We start from the raw sequence: 15,910 nt of genomic DNA on the forward strand, positions 1-15,910 counted from the left end.
TGTTCACGTTCGAGGAAGACCCGACCATGCGCTCGCCCCTTCGCCGGATCCTGCTCGCCGCGACCCTGGTCGCCAGCGTCGCCGGCCTGTCCGCCTGCAACAAGTCGGGCTCGACCGTCACGGCCGACGACATGAGCCTGGGCAACCCCAACGCCAAGGTCACGGTCATCGAGTACGCCTCGGCCTCCTGCGTCCACTGCGCCAAGTGGAACGAGGAAGTGTTCCCGGACTTCAAGAAGAAGTACATCGACACCGGCAAGGTGAACTACGTCTACCGCGAGTTCCTGACCGCCCCGCCGCAGGTGGCCGCCGCCTCGTTCCTGCTGGCCCGCTGCGCCGGCAAGGACAAGTATTTCTCGGTGCTGGACTCGGTCTATCGCTCGCAGGAAGAGATGTTCACCACCGGCGACTATCGCGGCGTGCTGCTGCGCATCGCCCAGTCGTCGGGCCTGAACGAGCAGCAGTTCGACGCCTGCGTCAGCGACGAGAAGGCCCTGAAGGCCCTCAACGACCGCATTGAGCGCTACTCGAAGGAAACCGACATCAAGGGCACCCCGACCTTCGTCATCAACGGCAAGAAGCTGAACGACGAAGGCGGCGAGGCTCCGATGACCCAGCTGGACGCGGCCATCGAAGCGGCGAGCAAGTAAGCATGATCCTGGACCGGCGCGCGCTGATCGTCTCGGGCCTGGCGGCCGCGACCGCCATGCCGACGCTTGCGTGCGCCGCGCCCTTGCCCGCCCAGCCGGGCGACCACGTCCTGGGTTCGCCCAAGGCCAAGGTGCAGATCGTCGAGTACGCCTCGATGAGCTGCGGCCACTGCGCCCACACGGCCATGGAGGTCATGCCGGCGATCAAGAAGCGCTACATCGACACGGGCAAGGCGCGCCTCGTGTTCCGCGAGTTCCTGACCCCGCCCTACGACCTGGCCGGCGCCGGCTTCCTGCTGGCCAACCGCGTGCCGCCGGCCCGCTATTTCGAGGCGGTCGACGCGATCTTCGCCGCCCAGAAGTCGATGTACCAGACCGGCGACTACTGGGGCGGCCTGCTGGGCGTGGCCAAGCGCTTCGGCCTGACCGAGGCCCAGCTGGAAGCGACCCTCAACGACAAGGCCGCGCTGGCCGCGCTGAACGCCCGCGTCGAGGCTTCGGCAAAGCGCGACAGGATCGAGGGCACCCCGACCTTCTTCGTCAACGGCGCCCAGCTGGTCGGCGACGTCACCGTGGACGACCTGGCCCAAGCCATCGACAAGGCCCTGAAGGGCTAGCGGGCGGGCGCGGCCGTGCAGTTCCAGCGTCTGCGCCTCTCCGGCTTCAAGTCCTTCGTCGAGCCGACGGAGTTCCGGATCGAGCCTGGCCTGACGGGCATCGTCGGGCCCAACGGCTGCGGCAAGTCCAACCTGCTGGAAGCCCTGCGCTGGGTGATGGGCGCCAACTCGGCCAAGGCCATGCGAGCCGGCGGCATGGACGACGTGATCTTCGCCGGATCGGGCAACCGCCCGCCGCGCAACCACGCCGACGTCACCCTGACCATCGACAACGCCGACCGCACCGCGCCGGCCAGCTTCAACGACGATCCGGTGCTGGAGGTCGTGCGCCGCATCGACCGCGGGGCCGGCTCGACCTACCGCATCAACGGCCGCGAGGTGCGCGCCCGCGACGTCCAGCTCCTGTTCGCCGACGCCTCGACCGGGGCCAACTCGCCGGCCCTGGTGCGCCAGGGCCAGATCAGCGAGCTGATCGGCGCCAAGCCGCAGAACCGCCGCCGCATCCTGGAAGAGGCCGCCGGGGTCTCGGGCCTGCACACCCGCCGCCACGAGGCGGAGCTGCGGCTGCGGGCCGCCGAAAGCAACCTGACCCGCCTGGAAGACGTGGCTCGCGAGCTGGAGACGGCGCTGAACCGCCTCAAGCGCGAGGCCCGCCAGGCCGAGAAATACAAGCGCCTGTCGGCCGAGATCCGCGCCGTGCAGGGGGCTGTGCTGTTCGCCCGCTGGGCCGAGGCTCGCGACACGCTGGAGCGCACCCAGTCCGAGGCCACGCAGTCGGCCCGCGAAGTCGAGGAGACGGCCCGCGCCGCCGCCGCCGGCCAGGGCGCGATCGTCACGGCCGAGGCCGCCATGCCGCCGCTGCGCGAAGAGGCGGCGATCGCCCAGGCGGTGCTGGGCCAGCTGGCCATCCAGAAGGACCGCGCCGAACGCGACGCGGCCGCCGCCGCCGCCGAGTTCCAGCGCCTGTCGGCCGACCTGTCCCGCATCGACGACGACCGCGCCCGCGAGCAGCAGACCGCCGAGGACGCGGGCCGCAGCCTGGCCCGCATCGAGCCGGAGCTGGCCGAGGTGCGCGGCCTGATCGCCGCCGCCCCCGAGCGCGGCCCCGAGCTGGAGACCGCCGCCAAGGCCGCCGAGGCCGCGCGGGCCGAGGCCGACAGCGCCGTCGAGCGGCTGGCGGCCCAGTCCGCCGCCGAGGAAGCCCGCGCCCGCGCCGCCGCCCAGCGCCTGGCCGAGGCCGAGAGCCGCCTGGCCCGGACCGTCCGCGCCCTGGACCAGGCCAAGGCCGAGCGCGCCGCCGTCGGTCCGGCCGTCGATCCCGCCGCGGCCGAGGCCCGCCAGCGTTTCGCGAACGCGGAAGCCCAACTGGCCGCCGCCCGCGCCGCCCTGGAAGCCGCCGAGGCCGAGCGCACCACGGCCGCCCAGGCCGAGGGCGCGGCCCGGGATCTGGCCCGCAAGGCCGAGGACCAGCTGGGCCGCCTGCGCACCGAGGCCCGGGGCCTGGCCCAGCTGACCGCCCCGCGCGCCAAGAGCGGCTTCTCGCCCGCCCTCGACGCGGTGACGCCCGACAAGGGCTATGGCGCGGCCCTGGCCGCCGCCCTGGGCGACGACCTGGAAGCCGCGCTCGACGCCCGCGCGCCCTCGCACTGGGCCGGGGCCGACGCGCCCGCGACATCCTGGCCCGAGGGCGTCCAGCCGCTGGCCCCGCTGGTCAAGGCGCCCGCCGAACTGGCCGCGCGCCTGGCCATGGTCGGCCTGGTGGACCGCGCCGACGCCGCGCGCCTGGCCAGGAACCTGCCCGTGGGCGCGCGGCTGGTCTCCAAGGAAGGCGACCTGTGGCGCTGGGACGGCTTCGTCGCCAAGGCCGACGCCCCCAAGCCGGCCGCGGTCCGCTTGGAGCAGCGCACCCGCCTCTCCGAAGTCGAGGCCGAGATCGACGCGGTCGCGCCCCAGGCCGAGGCCGCCACCGCCGCCCTGAAGACCGCCGCCGACCGCCTGCGCGCCGCCGAGGACGCGTTGCGCGACAAGCGCCGGGGTCCGCCCGACGCCGAGCGCCTGCTGAACGGGGCCCGCGAGACCGTGGCCCGCTACGAGCGCGAGGCCGCTCAGCGCGAGGCCCGCGCCCAGTCGCTGGACGACACCATCGCCCGTTTCGAGGCCGAGCGGGCCGAGGCCGACGAGGCCCTGGCGGGTGTCCGCGCCGAGCAGGCGGCGGCTGAAAGCGTCGGCGACCTGGCCCCGCAGCTGGCGGCCGCCCGCCAGGCCGCCGCCGCCGCCCGCGAAGCCGCTTCGGCCGCCCGCTCGGCCCTGGATCTCGAAAACCGCGAGCGCGCCGGCCGCCAGCGCCGGCTGGAGAGCCTGGAGCGTGATCTCGGCGACTGGACCCGCCGCCGCGACGCCGCCGCCAAGCGGGCCGAGGCCCTGGAGGCCGACCGCGCCAAGGCCGCCGCCGCGCTTGAGGCCGCCCGCGCCGCGCCGGCCGAGCTGGAGGAGAAGCTGCTCGTTCTGGTCGATCAGTTCGACGCCGCCGAGCAGCGCCGGGCCAAGGCCAGCGACGCCCTGGAGGCGGCCGAGACCGCCCGCATCACCGCCGACCGCACCGCCCGCGCCGCCGACCAGGCCGCCGGCGAGGCCCGCGAGCGCCGCGCCGCCCTGGTCGCCCGCCTGGACGCCGCCCGCGAACGCTTCGCCGAGATCGCCTCGAACATCCGCGAGAGCGCCCGCATGGAGCCCGAGGCCCTGGGCCGCCACCTGGCCGGCGAGGCCGTGGCTGTCCCGAAGGACGCCGCTGGCGTCGAGGCCCACCTGTTTGCCCTCGAACGCGAGCGCGATGCGATCGGTCCGGTGAACCTGCGCGCGGAAGAAGAGGCCCAGGAATATGCCGGCCGGCTCGAGACCATGCGCATCGAACGCGCCGACCTGTCGGGCGCGGTGGCCAAGCTGCGCGACGGCATCGAGGAGCTGAACGCCGAGGGCCGCGAGCGCCTGCTGGCGGCGTTCGACGTCATCAACAACCACTTCCAGACCCTGTTCCAGGCTCTGTTCGGCGGTGGTCAGGCCGAGCTGCGGCTGATCGAAAGCGATGATCCTCTTGAAGCGGGCCTGGAGATCTTCGCCTGTCCGCCCGGCAAGCGCCTAGCCAGCATGAGCCTGATGAGCGGCGGCGAGCAGGCCCTGACCGCCAGCGCCCTGATCTTCGGCGTGTTCCTGGCCAATCCGGCCCCGATCTGCGTGCTGGACGAAGTCGACGCTCCGCTCGACGACGCCAATGTCGACCGCTACTGCAACATGCTCGACGAGATGCGCCGCCGCACCCTGACGCGCTTCATCGCCATCACCCACAACCCGGTGACCATGAGCCGCATGGACCGCCTGTTCGGCGTGACCATGTCCGAGCGCGGGGTCAGCCAGCTGGTGAGCGTGGACCTGTCGACCGCCGAGGAACTGGTGGCGGCGCAGTAGGGTGATCCTCCCCCTCTGGGGGAGGCGGCCCGAAGGGCCGGAGGGGGGACGTTTTCAGCTTGCGAGGCGTTGGCCGATTTCGCAGCCGCGCCCCTCTCCGTCGGCTTCGCCGACACCTCTCCCACAGGGAGAGGGTCTTAGCCTCCGAACAACCCCGCCGCCATCTGCCGCAGCGGATTGCTCGGATCGGCCAGCAGCTTGACGGCCATGGCGCAGGAGATCGTCACCAGCAGCGGCCGGATCAGCCGTGCGCCGAACCGCACGGCCAGCCGCGAACCGAGCTGGGCCCCGAGAAACGCTCCGACGGCCATCGCCAGGCCGATCGGCCAGATCACCGCGCCCTTGATGATGAACAGCGCCAGCGCCCCGACATTGCTGGCGGCGTTGGCCAGCTTGGTGTGGGCGGTGGCCTTCAGCACGCCGTAGCCGAGCAGGGTGACGATGGCGACCATGTAGAAGGCCCCCGCGCCAGGACCGAAGATCCCGTCATAGAAGCCGACGATCGGGGCGATGAAGCCTGCGAAGGCCGGCAGGGCCAGGCGGGATGGGCCGTCCTCGGCCTTCAGGGCCTTGGACAGGCCGAAATAGACGGCGATGACGATCAGCAGCACCGGCACGAGGCCGGCCAGGAACTTCGGCGACAGCAGGCTGGCGCACAGGGCGCCGGCGATCCCCGCCAGGCCCGCGGCCAGGCCGATCGGCCATGCGGTCTTCCAGTCGATCAGGCCGCGCTTGGCGAAGGCCCGCGTGGCCGAGACCGAACCGAAGGTGCTTTGCAGCTTGCTGGTGCCCAGCGCGGCGATCGGCGGCAGGCCCGACAGCAGCAGCGCCGGCAGGGTGATCAGGCCGCCGCCGCCGGCGATGGCGTCCAGGGTCCCGGCCACGAAGGCCACCCCGAACAGGATGACGAGCAGCTGGACGCTCAGATGTTCCATCGCAGGACCCTACAAACGCGAAAAGCCGCCCGGGAGCCGGGCGGCGGCAGGCGGCGGGTGAAGGAAGGGGAGGCGGCCATGGCGCGTCTCCCCATCGTTCGATCAGCCGATCAGGTGGGCCCACTGGTGGGCGCGCGAGGCCTTGCTGTTGCGGCCCAGGGCCTTCAGCTCTTCGCGGGCCGCGGCCTTTTCTTCCTTGCGGACGCGTTGCTCGGCGACTTCGGCGGCCTTGCGTTCCTTGCGCTCGGCGCGCTTGACGGCCGCGATCTCTTCCTGGCGGGCCAGGGCTTCGAGGCGGGCGATTTCCTTGGCTTCGGCGCGGGCGGTGCGGACGGCTTCCAGTTCGGCGGCGCGCTGCTCGTCGCGCTTGTCGAAATCGGGGTCCTGAACGGTGGCCTTCGGCTTGAACTTGGCCAGCATCGCCTTCTTGGCTTCCTGCTGGGCGGTGATGCGGTCGGCGAATCCGGTGTTCTTCAGATAGGACATGAAACTTCGTGCTGTTGGAGAGGCGCGTCTCTAAACCCCAAAACGGCTGAAAAAGCAATTGGACAGGCCCCGCTTGCCGACGGACGGAATGTCGCGCGCGAGCGACCGGCGAGGGGCGGGGCCGCCTGGGAGACCCGGATTCCGTGGTTCAGCTGACCCTGCGGAAATTCCCCCGCGAAAACAGCGCCTTGCGTAGTTTCTCCACAATCTTGACGCACCGCAGCGCGCCCTATAGGTTCCGCCGCGATCAAGCCGGCCGAAAAAGCGCCTTCTTCAGGCGCGTCTGCAGGCGCTTTCGGACCTGACCGCTTCCCATGCCCAAGGCCGACGAACCGAACGACAAGGCTTTTGACAGCCTCGACGCTCGGCTCGACGCTTTCGAGGCGCGGAAGGCGGCGGAAAAGCCCGTCAAGGCGGCGGGCGAGAAAGCTTCCCAGGACGGCTATCGCCTCCTGGCGGATTTGATCGGGGGCGTTCTGGTGGGGCTCGGCTTCGGCTGGCTGCTCGATCATTATGCCGGCACGGGGCCTTGGGGGATGGTCGGCGGTCTGCTGATCGGCACGGGTCTCGCGATATTCTCCGTCGTCCGCAAGGCGACGAAACTGAGCGCGCAGGCGTCCAAGGCCAAGGCCGAGGATGTAGACAACGGGGACGGGCCAACCGCCCCCAAGCAGAAGAGAGACTAGGGCCGATGGCCGATCCGATGCACCAGTTCCAGATCCAGAAGATCGTGGAACTGCCGACCGTGACCGTTCCGGGCCTGGGCGCTATCGACCTGTCGATCACCAACTCGGTGTTCGCGATGCTGCTGGCCGCGACGCTGATCATCGTCTTCTACGCCGCCGCCGCCCGCAAGGCCGTGGTGCCGGGCCGCCTGCAGACCGTGGGCGAGATGCTCTACGGGCTGGTCGACGGATTGGCCGAGTCGATCATCGGCCACGACGGCAAGAAGTTCCTGCCCTTCGTCTTCACCCTGTTCGCGTTCGTGCTGTTCATGAACCTGCAGGGCATGTTCCTGGTGTTCACCGCCACCTCGCAGCTGGCCGTGACCCTGACGCTGGGCATCATGGTCATCCTGACGGTTGTCGGCGTCGGCTTCGCCAAGAACGGCATCAAGTTCTTCAAGCTGTTCGCCCCGTCGGGCGTGCCGTGGCCGCTGTATTTCCTGCTGGTGCCGATCGAGATCCTGTCGTTCCTGATCCGCCCCATCACCCTGGGCCTTCGTCTGTTCGGCAACATGCTGGGCGGCCACGTGGTCCTGAAGATCTTCGCCGGCTTCGTCGTCGCCCTGGGCGGCCTCGGCGTCCTGGGCTGGGCCGGCGCGGCCCTGGCCCTCTCCTCCGTCATCGCCCTGACGGCGCTCGAGTTCATGGTGGCCTTCCTTCAGGCCTTCGTGTTCGCGGTGCTCACCTGCGTCTATCTCAACGACGTCGTGCACCTCGACAGCCACTGATCACCCTTTTCTCTTCAACCTATCTCTGAATTCTCAAGGAGCCTCACAATGGAAGCGGAAGCCGCTAAGTACATCGGCGCTGGCCTGGCCATGCTCGGCATGATCGGCGCGGGCGTCGGCCTGGGCGTCATGTTCGGCAACTATTTCCAAGGCGCGCTGCGCAACCCGACCGCGGCCGCTCAAGAGCGTCCGATGCTGTTCCTGGGCATGGCGCTGACGGAAGCCCTGGGCATCTTCGCCCTGGTCATCGCCTTCCTGATCCTCTTCTCGTAATCCCCAGAGCGCGGCGGGGCCGGTCACGGCCCAAGCCGCGCTTTGATCTTCTAGAACCGAGCCTGCCCGTCCGTATCCGGATGGCAGGCGTTAGCTGAGAGGCGCCCTCGCCCATGGCGACGGAAAATCACGGCACGGTCGAGTCGACTGAAGCCCCGGGGCACGAGAGCGGCGGTCTTCCGCAGCTCCAGTTCCAGCACTGGGGCGGTCAGATCGTCTGGCTGCTGCTCATCTTCGCCGTTCTCTACGTCGTGCTGTCGAAGGGTCTTCTGCCCCGCGTCAGCGGCGCGATCGACGAACGCGGCGCCAAGATCGCCGGCGACATCGCCGACGCCCGTCGTCTGAAGGACGAAGCCGAAGCCCAGGCCCGCGCGGCCGCGGCCGAGGTCGCCGAGGCTCGCGCCAAGGCCCAGAAGACCGCCGCGGACGCCAAGGCCAAGGCCTCGGCGGAAGCCGCCGAGCGTCAGGCCAAGGAAGAAGCCGTGCTGGCCGAGAAGCTGGCCGCGGCCGAAGCCTCGATCACCACCGCCCGCGACGAGGCCATGAGCCACGTCCGCACGGTGGCCGAGGAGACGGCCGGCGCCATCGTCGAGAAGCTGACGGGCAAGGCGGCTTCGGCCGCCGAGCTCAAAGCGGCTCTGGCCTAAGGAGTAGCCGACCATGGAACACCAATCCCTGTTCAGCTTCTCCAACCCGGAATTCTGGGTTCTGGCGGCCCTGGTGATCTTCTTCGGCCTGCTGGTCGTGCTGAAGGTCCTGCCCGGCGCCCTGTTCGGCGCGCTTGACGGCTACGCCGCCAAGATCCAGGCCGAGCTCGCCGAGGCCCAGCAGCTCCGTGAGGAGGCGCAAGCCCTGCTCGCCGAGGTCAAGGCCCAGCGCGAGGAATCCGAGCGCCAGGCTTCGGCCATGCTCGAGGCGGCCAAGGCGGACGCGATCCGCCTGGAAGCCGAGGCCAAGGAGAAGCTCGAGGAGCAGATCACGCGCCGCGCCGAAATGGCCGAGCGCAAGATCGCCCAGGCCGAGGCCCAGGCCGCCGCGGACGTCAAGGCCGCGGCCGTCGACCTCGCCGCCCAGGCCGCCGAGGCGGTCCTGCTGGCCCGCGTCGCGACCGGCTCGGACCCGCTGGCCGATACGGCCATCGGCCAGATCGGCGGCAAGCTGCAGTAGTCCTTCCAGGACGGCTGAAAGATCGAAGGCGCGGCTCGCAAGGGCCGCGCCTTTTTCTTTTGTCTTTCCGGACCCTCTCTCTTCGAGAGAGGGAGGGGCCCACGCGGAGCGTGGGAGGGTGAGAGGTAACAAACTTTCCAGAAGGGGCGCGGCCGCGCCGCTCGTGACTCGCTCGGAGAATTGCGAGGACCAGTTCCTCGTGGCTGGGGGCGCTAACCACCTCGAAGCCTGTCGGCACGTTGAGCTTACCAGCCAGCGGTGAAACCTCTCACCCTCCCACCGCCTGCGGCGGCGGGCCCCTCCCTCTCTCTAAGAGAGAGGGTTTTTCCTTCGCAGCCACCGCCGCACAGCCTTTCGCCCCCGCTTCAGCACTCGCCAGGCCGGCCGCCTCAACACCACCTTCTCAGACCGCAGAAGCTGCTGCCAGGCGACCAGCAGAATCTCCGGCTCGCGGCGCATCAGGCGGCGGATGGGGAAGATCAGCTTGGGGTGGCGGCGCTGCCAGCGGATGAAGCGGCGCTTGGCCTGGAACGAGTTGCGCAGCACCACCATCAGCCCGATCACCAGCAGCGGCAGGCCCACATGGCCGGGCAGGGGCGTCAGCACCGCGCCGGCCAGCAGGATCAGCACGCCGAGCGCGATCAGCAGGATCCGGGCCACGCGGGCGAAGGTCTCGCGCACGACAAAGGCCAGCCGGCGGCGACGGAGGCTGGAAAGGCGGCGAACGACCCTGGGGTCGCGCCGGGTCACTGGAAGAGGCTCACGGGGCCCCTAGACCGCGCGCTGGCCCCGGCGCTTGAGCGCCTTGCGCCAGCGCTTGGCCACGCGCCAGCGGCGCGGGATGACCAGCTTCTCGATCCGCAGGGCCTGCTGCCAGGCCACCAGCACCACTTCGGGCTCGCGGCGCAGCAGGCGGCGCAGCGGGAAGACCAGCTTGGGGTGAGCGTGCTGGAAGCGGACGAACTGCTTGCGGGCCTTGAACGAGTTGCGCAGCACCAGCATCAGGCCGATGACCGTCAGCGGCACGCCCATGGGGCCGGGCAGGGGCGCGATGAGAAAGCCCGCGGCGATGAACACCAGGCCAAGGGCCACCAGCAGGCCGCGAATGATCCGGCCGAGAAGCTCGCGGGCGAGTTCGTCGGCTGCGGAGAGGCGCACAGGCGGCATGGCGATGGCGAGGTTCATGGGGGGCTGAACGGGGCTTGTGGTCCGCCGGTTTCCGGAAACAGACCGGCCCCCTCGTCTCACAAGCTGCATATGGAAACGGGGCGCCCTTCCGTAAAGGCGCCCCGTTCCGCTTTCGTGCTGCTGTTGCAGCTATTCCGCGGCGAGTGGCGCGGGGGCCACAGGTTTCCACTTCAACTTCGGCTTCCGGGCCGCCAGCGTCTCGTCCAGGCGCTTGAGCGGCGCCAGGTGCGGGGCGTTCTTGAAGCGGTCCGTCTCGCCGGCCTTGGCGGCCTGGGCCAGCAGGCGCAGGGCCTCGATGAAGCGGTCCAGCTCGGCCTTCGACTCCGTCTCGGTCGGCTCGATCAGCATCGCGCCATGCACCACCAGCGGGAAGTACATGGTCATCGGGTGGAAGCCCTCGTCGATCATCGCCTTGGCGAAGTCGAGCGTGGTGACGCCCGTGTCTTCCAGCCAGGCGTCGTCGAACAGCGCCTCGTGCATGCACGGACCCTCGGGGAAGGCCGGGCTCATCAGGTCGCTCAGGCGGGCCTTGATGTAGTTGGCGTTCAGCACCGCGTCCTCGGCCACCTGGCGCAGGCCGTCGGCGCCGTGGCTGAGCATGTAGGCGTAGGCGCGCACGTACATGCCCATCTGGCCGTGGAAGGCGCTCATCCGGCCGAAGGCCTGGGCGGCGACGCCTTCGGCTTCCTCGATCAGCTTGTAGCCGTTTTCGTCATGCACCACCCAAGGGGTGGGGGCGAACGGGGCGAGAGCCTCCGAAAGCACCACCGGACCGGCGCCCGGACCGCCGCCGCCGTGGGGCGTCGAGAAGGTCTTGTGCAGGTTGATGTGCATGGCGTCGACGCCCAGGTCGCCCGGGCGCACCCGGCCGACGATGGCGTTGAAGTTGGCGCCGTCGCAGTAGAAGTACGCGCCCGCCGCGTGGGTCAGGCGGGCGATCTCCACCACGTCGCGCTCGAACAGGCCGCAGGTGTTGGGGTTGGTGACCATGATCGCGGCCACGTGGTCGCCGAGCTTGGCTTCCAGGTCGGCCAGGTCGACGCGGCCGTCGTCGGTCTGGGCGATTTCCACGACCGTGTAGCCGCAGAAGGCCGCCGTGGCCGGGTTGGTGCCGTGGGCGCTGGTCGGGGCCAGCACGGTCTTGCGGTGGCCGTTGCCGGCCGCCTCGTGGGCGGCGCGGATGGCCAGCAGGCCGCACAGCTCGCCGTGGGCGCCGGCCTTGGGCGACAGCGCGACCGCGGGCATGCCCGTCAGCGTCTTCAGCCAGTGGGCCAGGCGGTCCATCAGCTCGATCGCGCCCTGCACCGTCGACTGCGGCTGCAGCGGGTGGATATCCGACAGGCCCGGCAGGCGCGCCATCTTCTCGTTCAGGCGCGGGTTGTGCTTCATCGTGCACGAGCCCAGCGGATAGAGCGCCAGGTCGATGGCGTGGTTCTTTTGGCTCAGGCGCACGTAGTGGCGCACCGCTTCCGGCTCGCTCAGGCCCGGCAGGCCGATGGCGTCGTCGCGGGTCAGGCCGGCCAGGGCGCCGTCGGCGGGGACGGCGTCGGGCAGGTCGACGCCGGTCTTGCTCCAGCCGCCCAGTTCGAAGATCAGCGGCTCGTCCTGCAGCAGGCCGCGGCCGCCCGACAGGGAGGCGAAGCCGGCGTCGTCATTGGAGGCTTCGGGACGGGTGGGACGTCCAACATTGTTCATGCTCATTGGACGGCTCCGGCCAGCAGCTTGGCGAAGAAGGTGATGTCGGTGTCGAGCGTGGTCTCGGTCGTGGCGACCAGCAGCACGTCGTCCAGGCCCGCGCCCGGCTCCAGGCGCGAATAGGGCACGCCGGCGATGACGCCATGGGCGGCCAGGGTCTCGACGACCTCGGCGGCGTCCTTGGGCAGGCGCACGGCGAACTCGTTGAAGAAGCGCGGGGTGAGGATCTCGACGCCCGGGATGGCCGCCAGGGCCTTCGCGGTCGCCAGCGCCTTCTGGTGGTTCAGCGAGGCCAGCTGGCGCAGGCCCTGCTCGCCCAAGAGGCTCATGTGGATCGAGAAGGCCAGGGCGCACAGGCCGCTGTTGGTGCAGATGTTGCTGGTGGCCTTGTCGCGGCGGATGTGCTGCTCGCGGGTCGAAAGCGTCAGCACGAAGCCGCGCTTGCCGTCGGCGTCCACCGTCTCGCCGCAGAGGCGCCCCGGCGCTTGGCGGACGAACTTTTCGCGGCAGGCGAAGAGGCCGACATAGGGGCCGCCGAAGTTCAGGCCGTTGCCGATCGACTGGCCCTCGGCCACGGCGATGTCGGCGCCCATGGCGCCCGGCGACTTCAGGAGGCCGTACGAGACGGCTTCGGTGGTGACGACGATCAGCAGGGCGCCGGCGGCGTGGGCGGCCTCGGCGATCTTGGTGACGTCGGTGGCCGTGCCGAAGACGTTGGGGGTCTGCACGACGACGCAGGCGGTATCCTGGTCGATGGCGGCGATCACCGCGTCCTCGGCGTCGATGGCGGCCGGCAGGCGCTGGGTGGTCACGCCGGCGGCGTGGGCCAGGGTCTCGACCGCGCCGACATACTGCGGGTGGACGCCGCCCGACAGCACGGCCTTGTTCTTGCGGGTGATGCGCTGGGCCATCATCACGGCCTCGGCCGTGGCGGTCGAGCCGTCATAGAGCGACGCGTTGGCCACATCCATGCCGGTCAGGGCGGCGACCTGGCTCTGGAACTCGAACAGCACCTGCAGGGTGCCCTGGGCGATTTCCGGCTGGTAGGGCGTGTAGCTGGTCAGGAACTCCGACCGCTGGATGATGTGGTCCACCGTGGCCGGCACGTGGTGGCGATAGGCCCCGGCCCCGACGAAGAACGGCCCCTCGGCCGCCGAGCGGTTGCGGCGCGACAGGCGCAGGAGCTCGCGCTCGACCTCGATCTCGCCGGCGTGATGGGGCAGGTCCACAGGCTCGCTGCGGCGGGCGACGGCCGGCACGTCGACGAACAGCTCGTCGATCGAGCCCGCGCCGATCACGCCGAGCATGTCGGCGCGGTCTTCGGGGGTCAGGGGGAGGTAGCGCATCAATCAGGTCCTTCTCCCTTCCCCCTTGATGGGGGAAGGGGCGGGGATGGGGGTGTCTCCAGAGCGTGGCAGCCGAAAGTGTCAGCGGTTTCGGCGTCCGCCACGCTCCAAGTCTAGAGTCGGTGGGGTCACCCCCAACCCTGCCCTTCCCCCATCAAGGGGGAAGGGTTCTTCCTTTAAAGCGTCGCCAGGAACGCCTCGTAGGCGTCGCGGTCCATCAGGGCGTCGACCTCGGCCGGGTTGGAGAGCTTCAGCTTGGCGAACCAGCCGCCGGCTTCCGGCGCGGCGTTGACGGTTTCCGGCGCGTCGCCCAGCTCGGCGTTGGCTTCGACCACTTCGCCCGAGACCGGGGCGTAGACGTCCGAGGCGGCCTTGACGCTCTCGACGACGGCCAGGCCTTCGCCCTGGGCCACGGTCTTGCCGACTTCCGGCACCTCGACGAACACCACGTCGCCCAGTTGCTCGGCGGCGTAGGCGGTGATGCCGACGGTGGCGATGTCGCCTTCGACGGCGACCCATTCATGGTCCTTGGTGAAGCGCATGGTCTGGCCCTTTCTCTAAGTTTGCGACGCGACGGACGCCAAAACCGGCGTCCACTTTTGGCTGTCGCGTCGGCTAAAGTTTGCGGACGTAGCGGGTGGGAACGAACGGGGAGGCGACGACCTCTGCGGCCGCCGGCTTGCCCCGGACGATGACTTTCAGCGTCGCGCCGATCACGGCGTAGGCCGGGGGCACGAAACCAATCGCAATGGCGCCGCCGAAGCTGGGGCCGAAGCCGCCGCTGGTGACCTTGCCGATGACGTTTCCGTCAGCGTCGGCGATGTCGGCGCCTTCACGGGCCGGGGCGCCTTCCAGCACCTTCAGGTTCACGCGGACGCGGGCCAGCTCGCCGGCCAGTTCCTTGGTGATGCGCTCAGCGCCCAGGAAGTCGCCGGCCTCGCGGCGGCTCTTGCCGACGGCGAAGTTCAGGCCGGCCTCGATCGGCGAGACGGTCTCGTCCAGGTCGTGGCCGTAGAGCGGCAGGCCCGCTTCCAGGCGCAGGCTGTCGCGGGCGCCCAGGCCGATCGGCCTGACGCGCTCGTCTTCCAGCAGGGTGTTCCAGATGCGGGCGGCGGCGTCGGCCGGGACCGAGATCTCGTAGCCGTCCTCGCCGGTATAGCCCGAGCGGGAGATGATGGCGTCGACGCCGAACGCCGTCAGGGCGCGGGCGTCCATGAACACCATGGTCGCGGCTTCCGGCACGTGGGCGGCCAGGACGGCGGCGGCCTGCGGGCCTTGCAGGGCCAGCAGGGCGCGGTCTTCGAGGCGCTCGACGGTGGCTTCGCCGGCCAGTTCGCGGGCGATGATGGCGTAGTCGTTGTCCTTGCAGGCGCCGTTGACCACGACGAACAGGCCGTCGTCATCGGGACGGGCGGTCATCAGGTCGTCGATGATCCCGCCGTCGGCGTTCAGCAGCACGCCGTAGCGCTGCTTGCCGGCCTTCAGGCCCTGGTAGTCGGCCGAGACCACCTTCTCGAAGCTCTTGGCCGGGTTTTCACCGCGCAGCCGGGCCTGGCCCATGTGCGAGACGTCGAACAGGCCCGCATGCTCGCGGGTCCACAGGTGCTCTTTCAGCACGCCGTCCTTGTACTGCACGGGCATGGAATAGCCCGCGAACGGCACCATGCGGGCGCCGGCCGCCACGTGGGCGTCGAACAGCGGGGTCTTCTTGAGGTCGTCGGTGGACACGCGGCGGGCTCCGAAACGGGGTCGGCGACGGTTCCGGCTCTCGCCGGTTGGTCGCGCCCCCGCTGTCCCTTAGGCCTGAGAGATTCCGGCGCGTTCCGTCCCAGGGGGAGGGGCGCCTTGCTCCTTCGGCGAGCCGCCCTTGCGGGAGGCTTCTTTCCAGCGTTCCTAAACCCGCGCGGTCCTTTTGCCTGAGCGTTTCCGGGGCGGTTGCGCCTTCGGCCTCGGGACACGAATCCCGACGTCTCCCGCGAGGGTCAGGGGCTCAATGAGCGAGCCGGGGGAGGGAGTCAAGCGGGGCCGTCGTCAGGTTGGCGGAGGACCCGGCGACGCCCGGATTCAAGGCGCGCGGCCAACCCTCGATCGTCATCCCGGGCGGAGGCGCGAACGCGCCGCAGACCCGGGACCCAGGGGGAACCGCATTGCGCCGGCCCCTGGGTCCCGGTTCTCCGCTTCGCTGCGGCCGGGATGACGAAGTTTGGAGTGGGCAGGAGAGTTCGGAAGAGCCCCTCAGCCCTTCTTCACCGCGCCGCCCTGGCCGACGAAGCCCAGCACCAGGAACTGCAGTGTCGCGCCCATGGCCACGCCCAGCAGGGTGACGCCCAGCCAGGCGGCCGGTCCGGCCGTCGGGCCCATGCCCGAGCTCGCCGTCCACAGATAGACGCCCCAGACGAGGATCGCGCCGGCCACGGGGCCGATGAAGGCGAGGTTGGCCTTTTCGCCCAGCCGGCGGCGGCCGATGATCACCAGGACGGCGCAGCCGACGATCTGCACCAGCGGCCCCACCAGGTTCAGCGGAAACCCGGCCTTGTCGGGCAGGGCCGAGGTGCACAGCATGGTCAGCACGACGGCCAGGCAGCCGATCGTCCAGTAGCGGCGAACGCCGATGGGGCCTTCTTTCACTTGAAAGCGA

17 protein-coding genes, 1 pseudogene and 1 riboswitch are annotated in these 15,910 nt (G+C 70.2%); of the genes and pseudogenes, 9 read left to right on the forward strand and 9 right to left on the reverse strand.

All coding sequences use genetic code 11. The annotated features are described in order from the left end of the window. Nucleotides 1-26: 26 nt before the first annotated feature. From DDF62_RS21700 to smc, 3 genes are read left to right on the forward strand one after another with little or no spacing between them, the layout of a single operon-like run. Nucleotides 27-650, forward strand: a complete 624-nt coding sequence (locus DDF62_RS21700; protein WP_116491035.1) for a DsbA family protein — start codon at nucleotides 27-29, stop codon at nucleotides 648-650. A gap of 2 nt (nucleotides 651-652) precedes the next feature. Next, a complete protein-coding gene (locus DDF62_RS21705) occupies nucleotides 653-1,267 on the forward strand; it encodes a thioredoxin domain-containing protein (protein ID WP_116491036.1) in 615 nt (204 codons plus the stop codon). Nucleotides 1,268-1,282: 15 nt separating this feature from the next. Beyond that, on the forward strand, nucleotides 1,283-4,729 hold the full coding sequence (gene smc, locus DDF62_RS21710) for a chromosome segregation protein SMC (protein ID WP_116491037.1): 3,447 nt from the start codon (nucleotides 1,283-1,285) through the stop codon (nucleotides 4,727-4,729). 137 nt (nucleotides 4,730-4,866) lie between these two features. Here the strand turns inward: smc and DDF62_RS21715 are convergent, their stop codons facing one another. Both DDF62_RS21715 and DDF62_RS21720 read right to left on the reverse strand, forming a co-directional pair. Then, on the reverse strand, nucleotides 4,867-5,664 hold the full coding sequence (locus DDF62_RS21715) for a TSUP family transporter (RefSeq protein WP_116491038.1): 798 nt from the start codon (nucleotides 5,662-5,664) through the stop codon (nucleotides 4,867-4,869). A gap of 102 nt (nucleotides 5,665-5,766) precedes the next feature. Continuing rightward, nucleotides 5,767-6,150 (reverse strand): DUF6481 family protein, encoded by a 384-nt coding sequence (locus DDF62_RS21720; RefSeq protein WP_116491039.1) that lies wholly within the window; start codon nucleotides 6,148-6,150, stop codon nucleotides 5,767-5,769. 314 nt (nucleotides 6,151-6,464) lie between these two features. On the opposite strand from DDF62_RS21720, the gene DDF62_RS21725 reads away from it, so the two are divergent. From DDF62_RS21725 to DDF62_RS21745, 5 genes are all read left to right on the forward strand, one after another. After that, a complete protein-coding gene (locus DDF62_RS21725) occupies nucleotides 6,465-6,836 on the forward strand; it encodes an AtpZ/AtpI family protein (RefSeq protein WP_116491040.1) in 372 nt (123 codons plus the stop codon). 5 nt (nucleotides 6,837-6,841) lie between these two features. Beyond that, a complete protein-coding gene (locus tag DDF62_RS21730) occupies nucleotides 6,842-7,603 on the forward strand; it encodes a F0F1 ATP synthase subunit A (protein WP_116491041.1) in 762 nt (253 codons plus the stop codon). Between the two features lie 48 nt (nucleotides 7,604-7,651). Continuing rightward, nucleotides 7,652-7,876: a F0F1 ATP synthase subunit C gene (locus DDF62_RS21735; RefSeq protein ID WP_101713756.1), complete on the forward strand. Its 225-nt coding sequence runs from the start codon at nucleotides 7,652-7,654 to the stop codon at nucleotides 7,874-7,876. Between the two features lie 113 nt (nucleotides 7,877-7,989). After that, nucleotides 7,990-8,523, forward strand: coding sequence for a F0F1 ATP synthase subunit B family protein (locus DDF62_RS21740; protein ID WP_116491042.1), 534 nt, complete (start codon nucleotides 7,990-7,992; stop codon nucleotides 8,521-8,523). Between the two features lie 13 nt (nucleotides 8,524-8,536). After that, nucleotides 8,537-9,043: a F0F1 ATP synthase subunit B gene (locus DDF62_RS21745; RefSeq protein WP_116491043.1), complete on the forward strand. Its 507-nt coding sequence runs from the start codon at nucleotides 8,537-8,539 to the stop codon at nucleotides 9,041-9,043. Nucleotides 9,044-9,352: 309 nt separating this feature from the next. On the opposite strand, the gene DDF62_RS21750 is transcribed toward DDF62_RS21745, so the two are convergent. From DDF62_RS21750 to gcvT, 6 genes are all read right to left on the reverse strand, one after another. Next, the gene (locus DDF62_RS21750) at nucleotides 9,353-9,793 is read right to left on the reverse strand and encodes a hypothetical protein (RefSeq protein WP_116491044.1); all 441 of its coding nucleotides are present in this window, start codon (nucleotides 9,791-9,793) and stop codon (nucleotides 9,353-9,355) included. Between the two features lie 21 nt (nucleotides 9,794-9,814). Further along, nucleotides 9,815-10,228: a hypothetical protein gene (locus DDF62_RS21755; protein ID WP_101713760.1), complete on the reverse strand. Its 414-nt coding sequence runs from the start codon at nucleotides 10,226-10,228 to the stop codon at nucleotides 9,815-9,817. Nucleotides 10,229-10,360: 132 nt separating this feature from the next. Continuing rightward, on the reverse strand, nucleotides 10,361-11,932 hold the full coding sequence (gene gcvPB / locus DDF62_RS21760; RefSeq protein ID WP_116491045.1) for an aminomethyl-transferring glycine dehydrogenase subunit GcvPB: 1,572 nt from the start codon (nucleotides 11,930-11,932) through the stop codon (nucleotides 10,361-10,363). Beyond that, a complete protein-coding gene (gene gcvPA / locus DDF62_RS21765) occupies nucleotides 11,929-13,272 on the reverse strand; it encodes an aminomethyl-transferring glycine dehydrogenase subunit GcvPA (RefSeq protein WP_116491046.1) in 1,344 nt (447 codons plus the stop codon). The genes gcvPB and gcvPA overlap by 4 nt, the downstream gene beginning before the upstream one ends. Before the next feature lie 176 nt (nucleotides 13,273-13,448). Then, a complete protein-coding gene (gcvH, locus tag DDF62_RS21770) occupies nucleotides 13,449-13,814 on the reverse strand; it encodes a glycine cleavage system protein GcvH (RefSeq protein WP_116491047.1) in 366 nt (121 codons plus the stop codon). A gap of 73 nt (nucleotides 13,815-13,887) precedes the next feature. Further along, entirely contained in the window at nucleotides 13,888-15,000 is a 1,113-nt protein-coding gene (gene gcvT, locus DDF62_RS21775) for a glycine cleavage system aminomethyltransferase GcvT (RefSeq protein WP_116491048.1), read from the reverse strand. 166 nt (nucleotides 15,001-15,166) lie between these two features. Further along, nucleotides 15,167-15,258: riboswitch (glycine riboswitch) on the reverse strand. 134 nt (nucleotides 15,259-15,392) lie between these two features. Here gcvT and DDF62_RS26785 point away from each other — a divergent pair. Then, nucleotides 15,393-15,482: pseudogene (locus DDF62_RS26785) on the forward strand (hypothetical protein); the annotation flags it as partial. A 25-nt stretch (nucleotides 15,483-15,507) separates the two neighbouring features. On the opposite strand, the gene DDF62_RS21780 reads toward DDF62_RS26785, so the two are convergent. Then, a complete protein-coding gene (locus DDF62_RS21780) occupies nucleotides 15,508-15,900 on the reverse strand; it encodes a hypothetical protein (RefSeq protein ID WP_116491049.1) in 393 nt (130 codons plus the stop codon). Nucleotides 15,901-15,910: the final 10 nt, after the last annotated feature.

It is taken from the genome of Caulobacter radicis, assembly GCF_003094615.1.
Lineage (GTDB): Bacteria > Pseudomonadota > Alphaproteobacteria > Caulobacterales > Caulobacteraceae > Caulobacter > Caulobacter radicis.

Coding starts and splice junctions, on each gene's coding strand:
- DDF62_RS21720 (WP_116491039.1), bottom strand. CDS start 6,150: ATGTCCTATCTGAAGAACACCGGATTCGCCGACCGCATCACCGCCCAG.
- DDF62_RS21755 (WP_101713760.1), bottom strand. CDS start 10,228: ATGAACCTCGCCATCGCCATGCCGCCTGTGCGCCTCTCCGCAGCCGAC.
- DDF62_RS21730 (WP_116491041.1), top strand. CDS start 6,842: ATGGCCGATCCGATGCACCAGTTCCAGATCCAGAAGATCGTGGAACTG.
- DDF62_RS21715 (WP_116491038.1), bottom strand. CDS start 5,664: ATGGAACATCTGAGCGTCCAGCTGCTCGTCATCCTGTTCGGGGTGGCC.
- DDF62_RS21735 (WP_101713756.1), top strand. CDS start 7,652: ATGGAAGCGGAAGCCGCTAAGTACATCGGCGCTGGCCTGGCCATGCTC.
- DDF62_RS21705 (WP_116491036.1), top strand. CDS start 653: ATGATCCTGGACCGGCGCGCGCTGATCGTCTCGGGCCTGGCGGCCGCG.
- gcvH (WP_116491047.1), bottom strand. CDS start 13,814: ATGCGCTTCACCAAGGACCATGAATGGGTCGCCGTCGAAGGCGACATC.
- DDF62_RS21745 (WP_116491043.1), top strand. CDS start 8,537: ATGGAACACCAATCCCTGTTCAGCTTCTCCAACCCGGAATTCTGGGTT.
- gcvPA (WP_116491046.1), bottom strand. CDS start 13,272: ATGCGCTACCTCCCCCTGACCCCCGAAGACCGCGCCGACATGCTCGGC.
- gcvPB (WP_116491045.1), bottom strand. CDS start 11,932: ATGAGCATGAACAATGTTGGACGTCCCACCCGTCCCGAAGCCTCCAAT.
- DDF62_RS21700 (WP_116491035.1), top strand. CDS start 27: ATGCGCTCGCCCCTTCGCCGGATCCTGCTCGCCGCGACCCTGGTCGCC.
- DDF62_RS21740 (WP_116491042.1), top strand. CDS start 7,990: ATGGCGACGGAAAATCACGGCACGGTCGAGTCGACTGAAGCCCCGGGG.
- DDF62_RS21725 (WP_116491040.1), top strand. CDS start 6,465: ATGCCCAAGGCCGACGAACCGAACGACAAGGCTTTTGACAGCCTCGAC.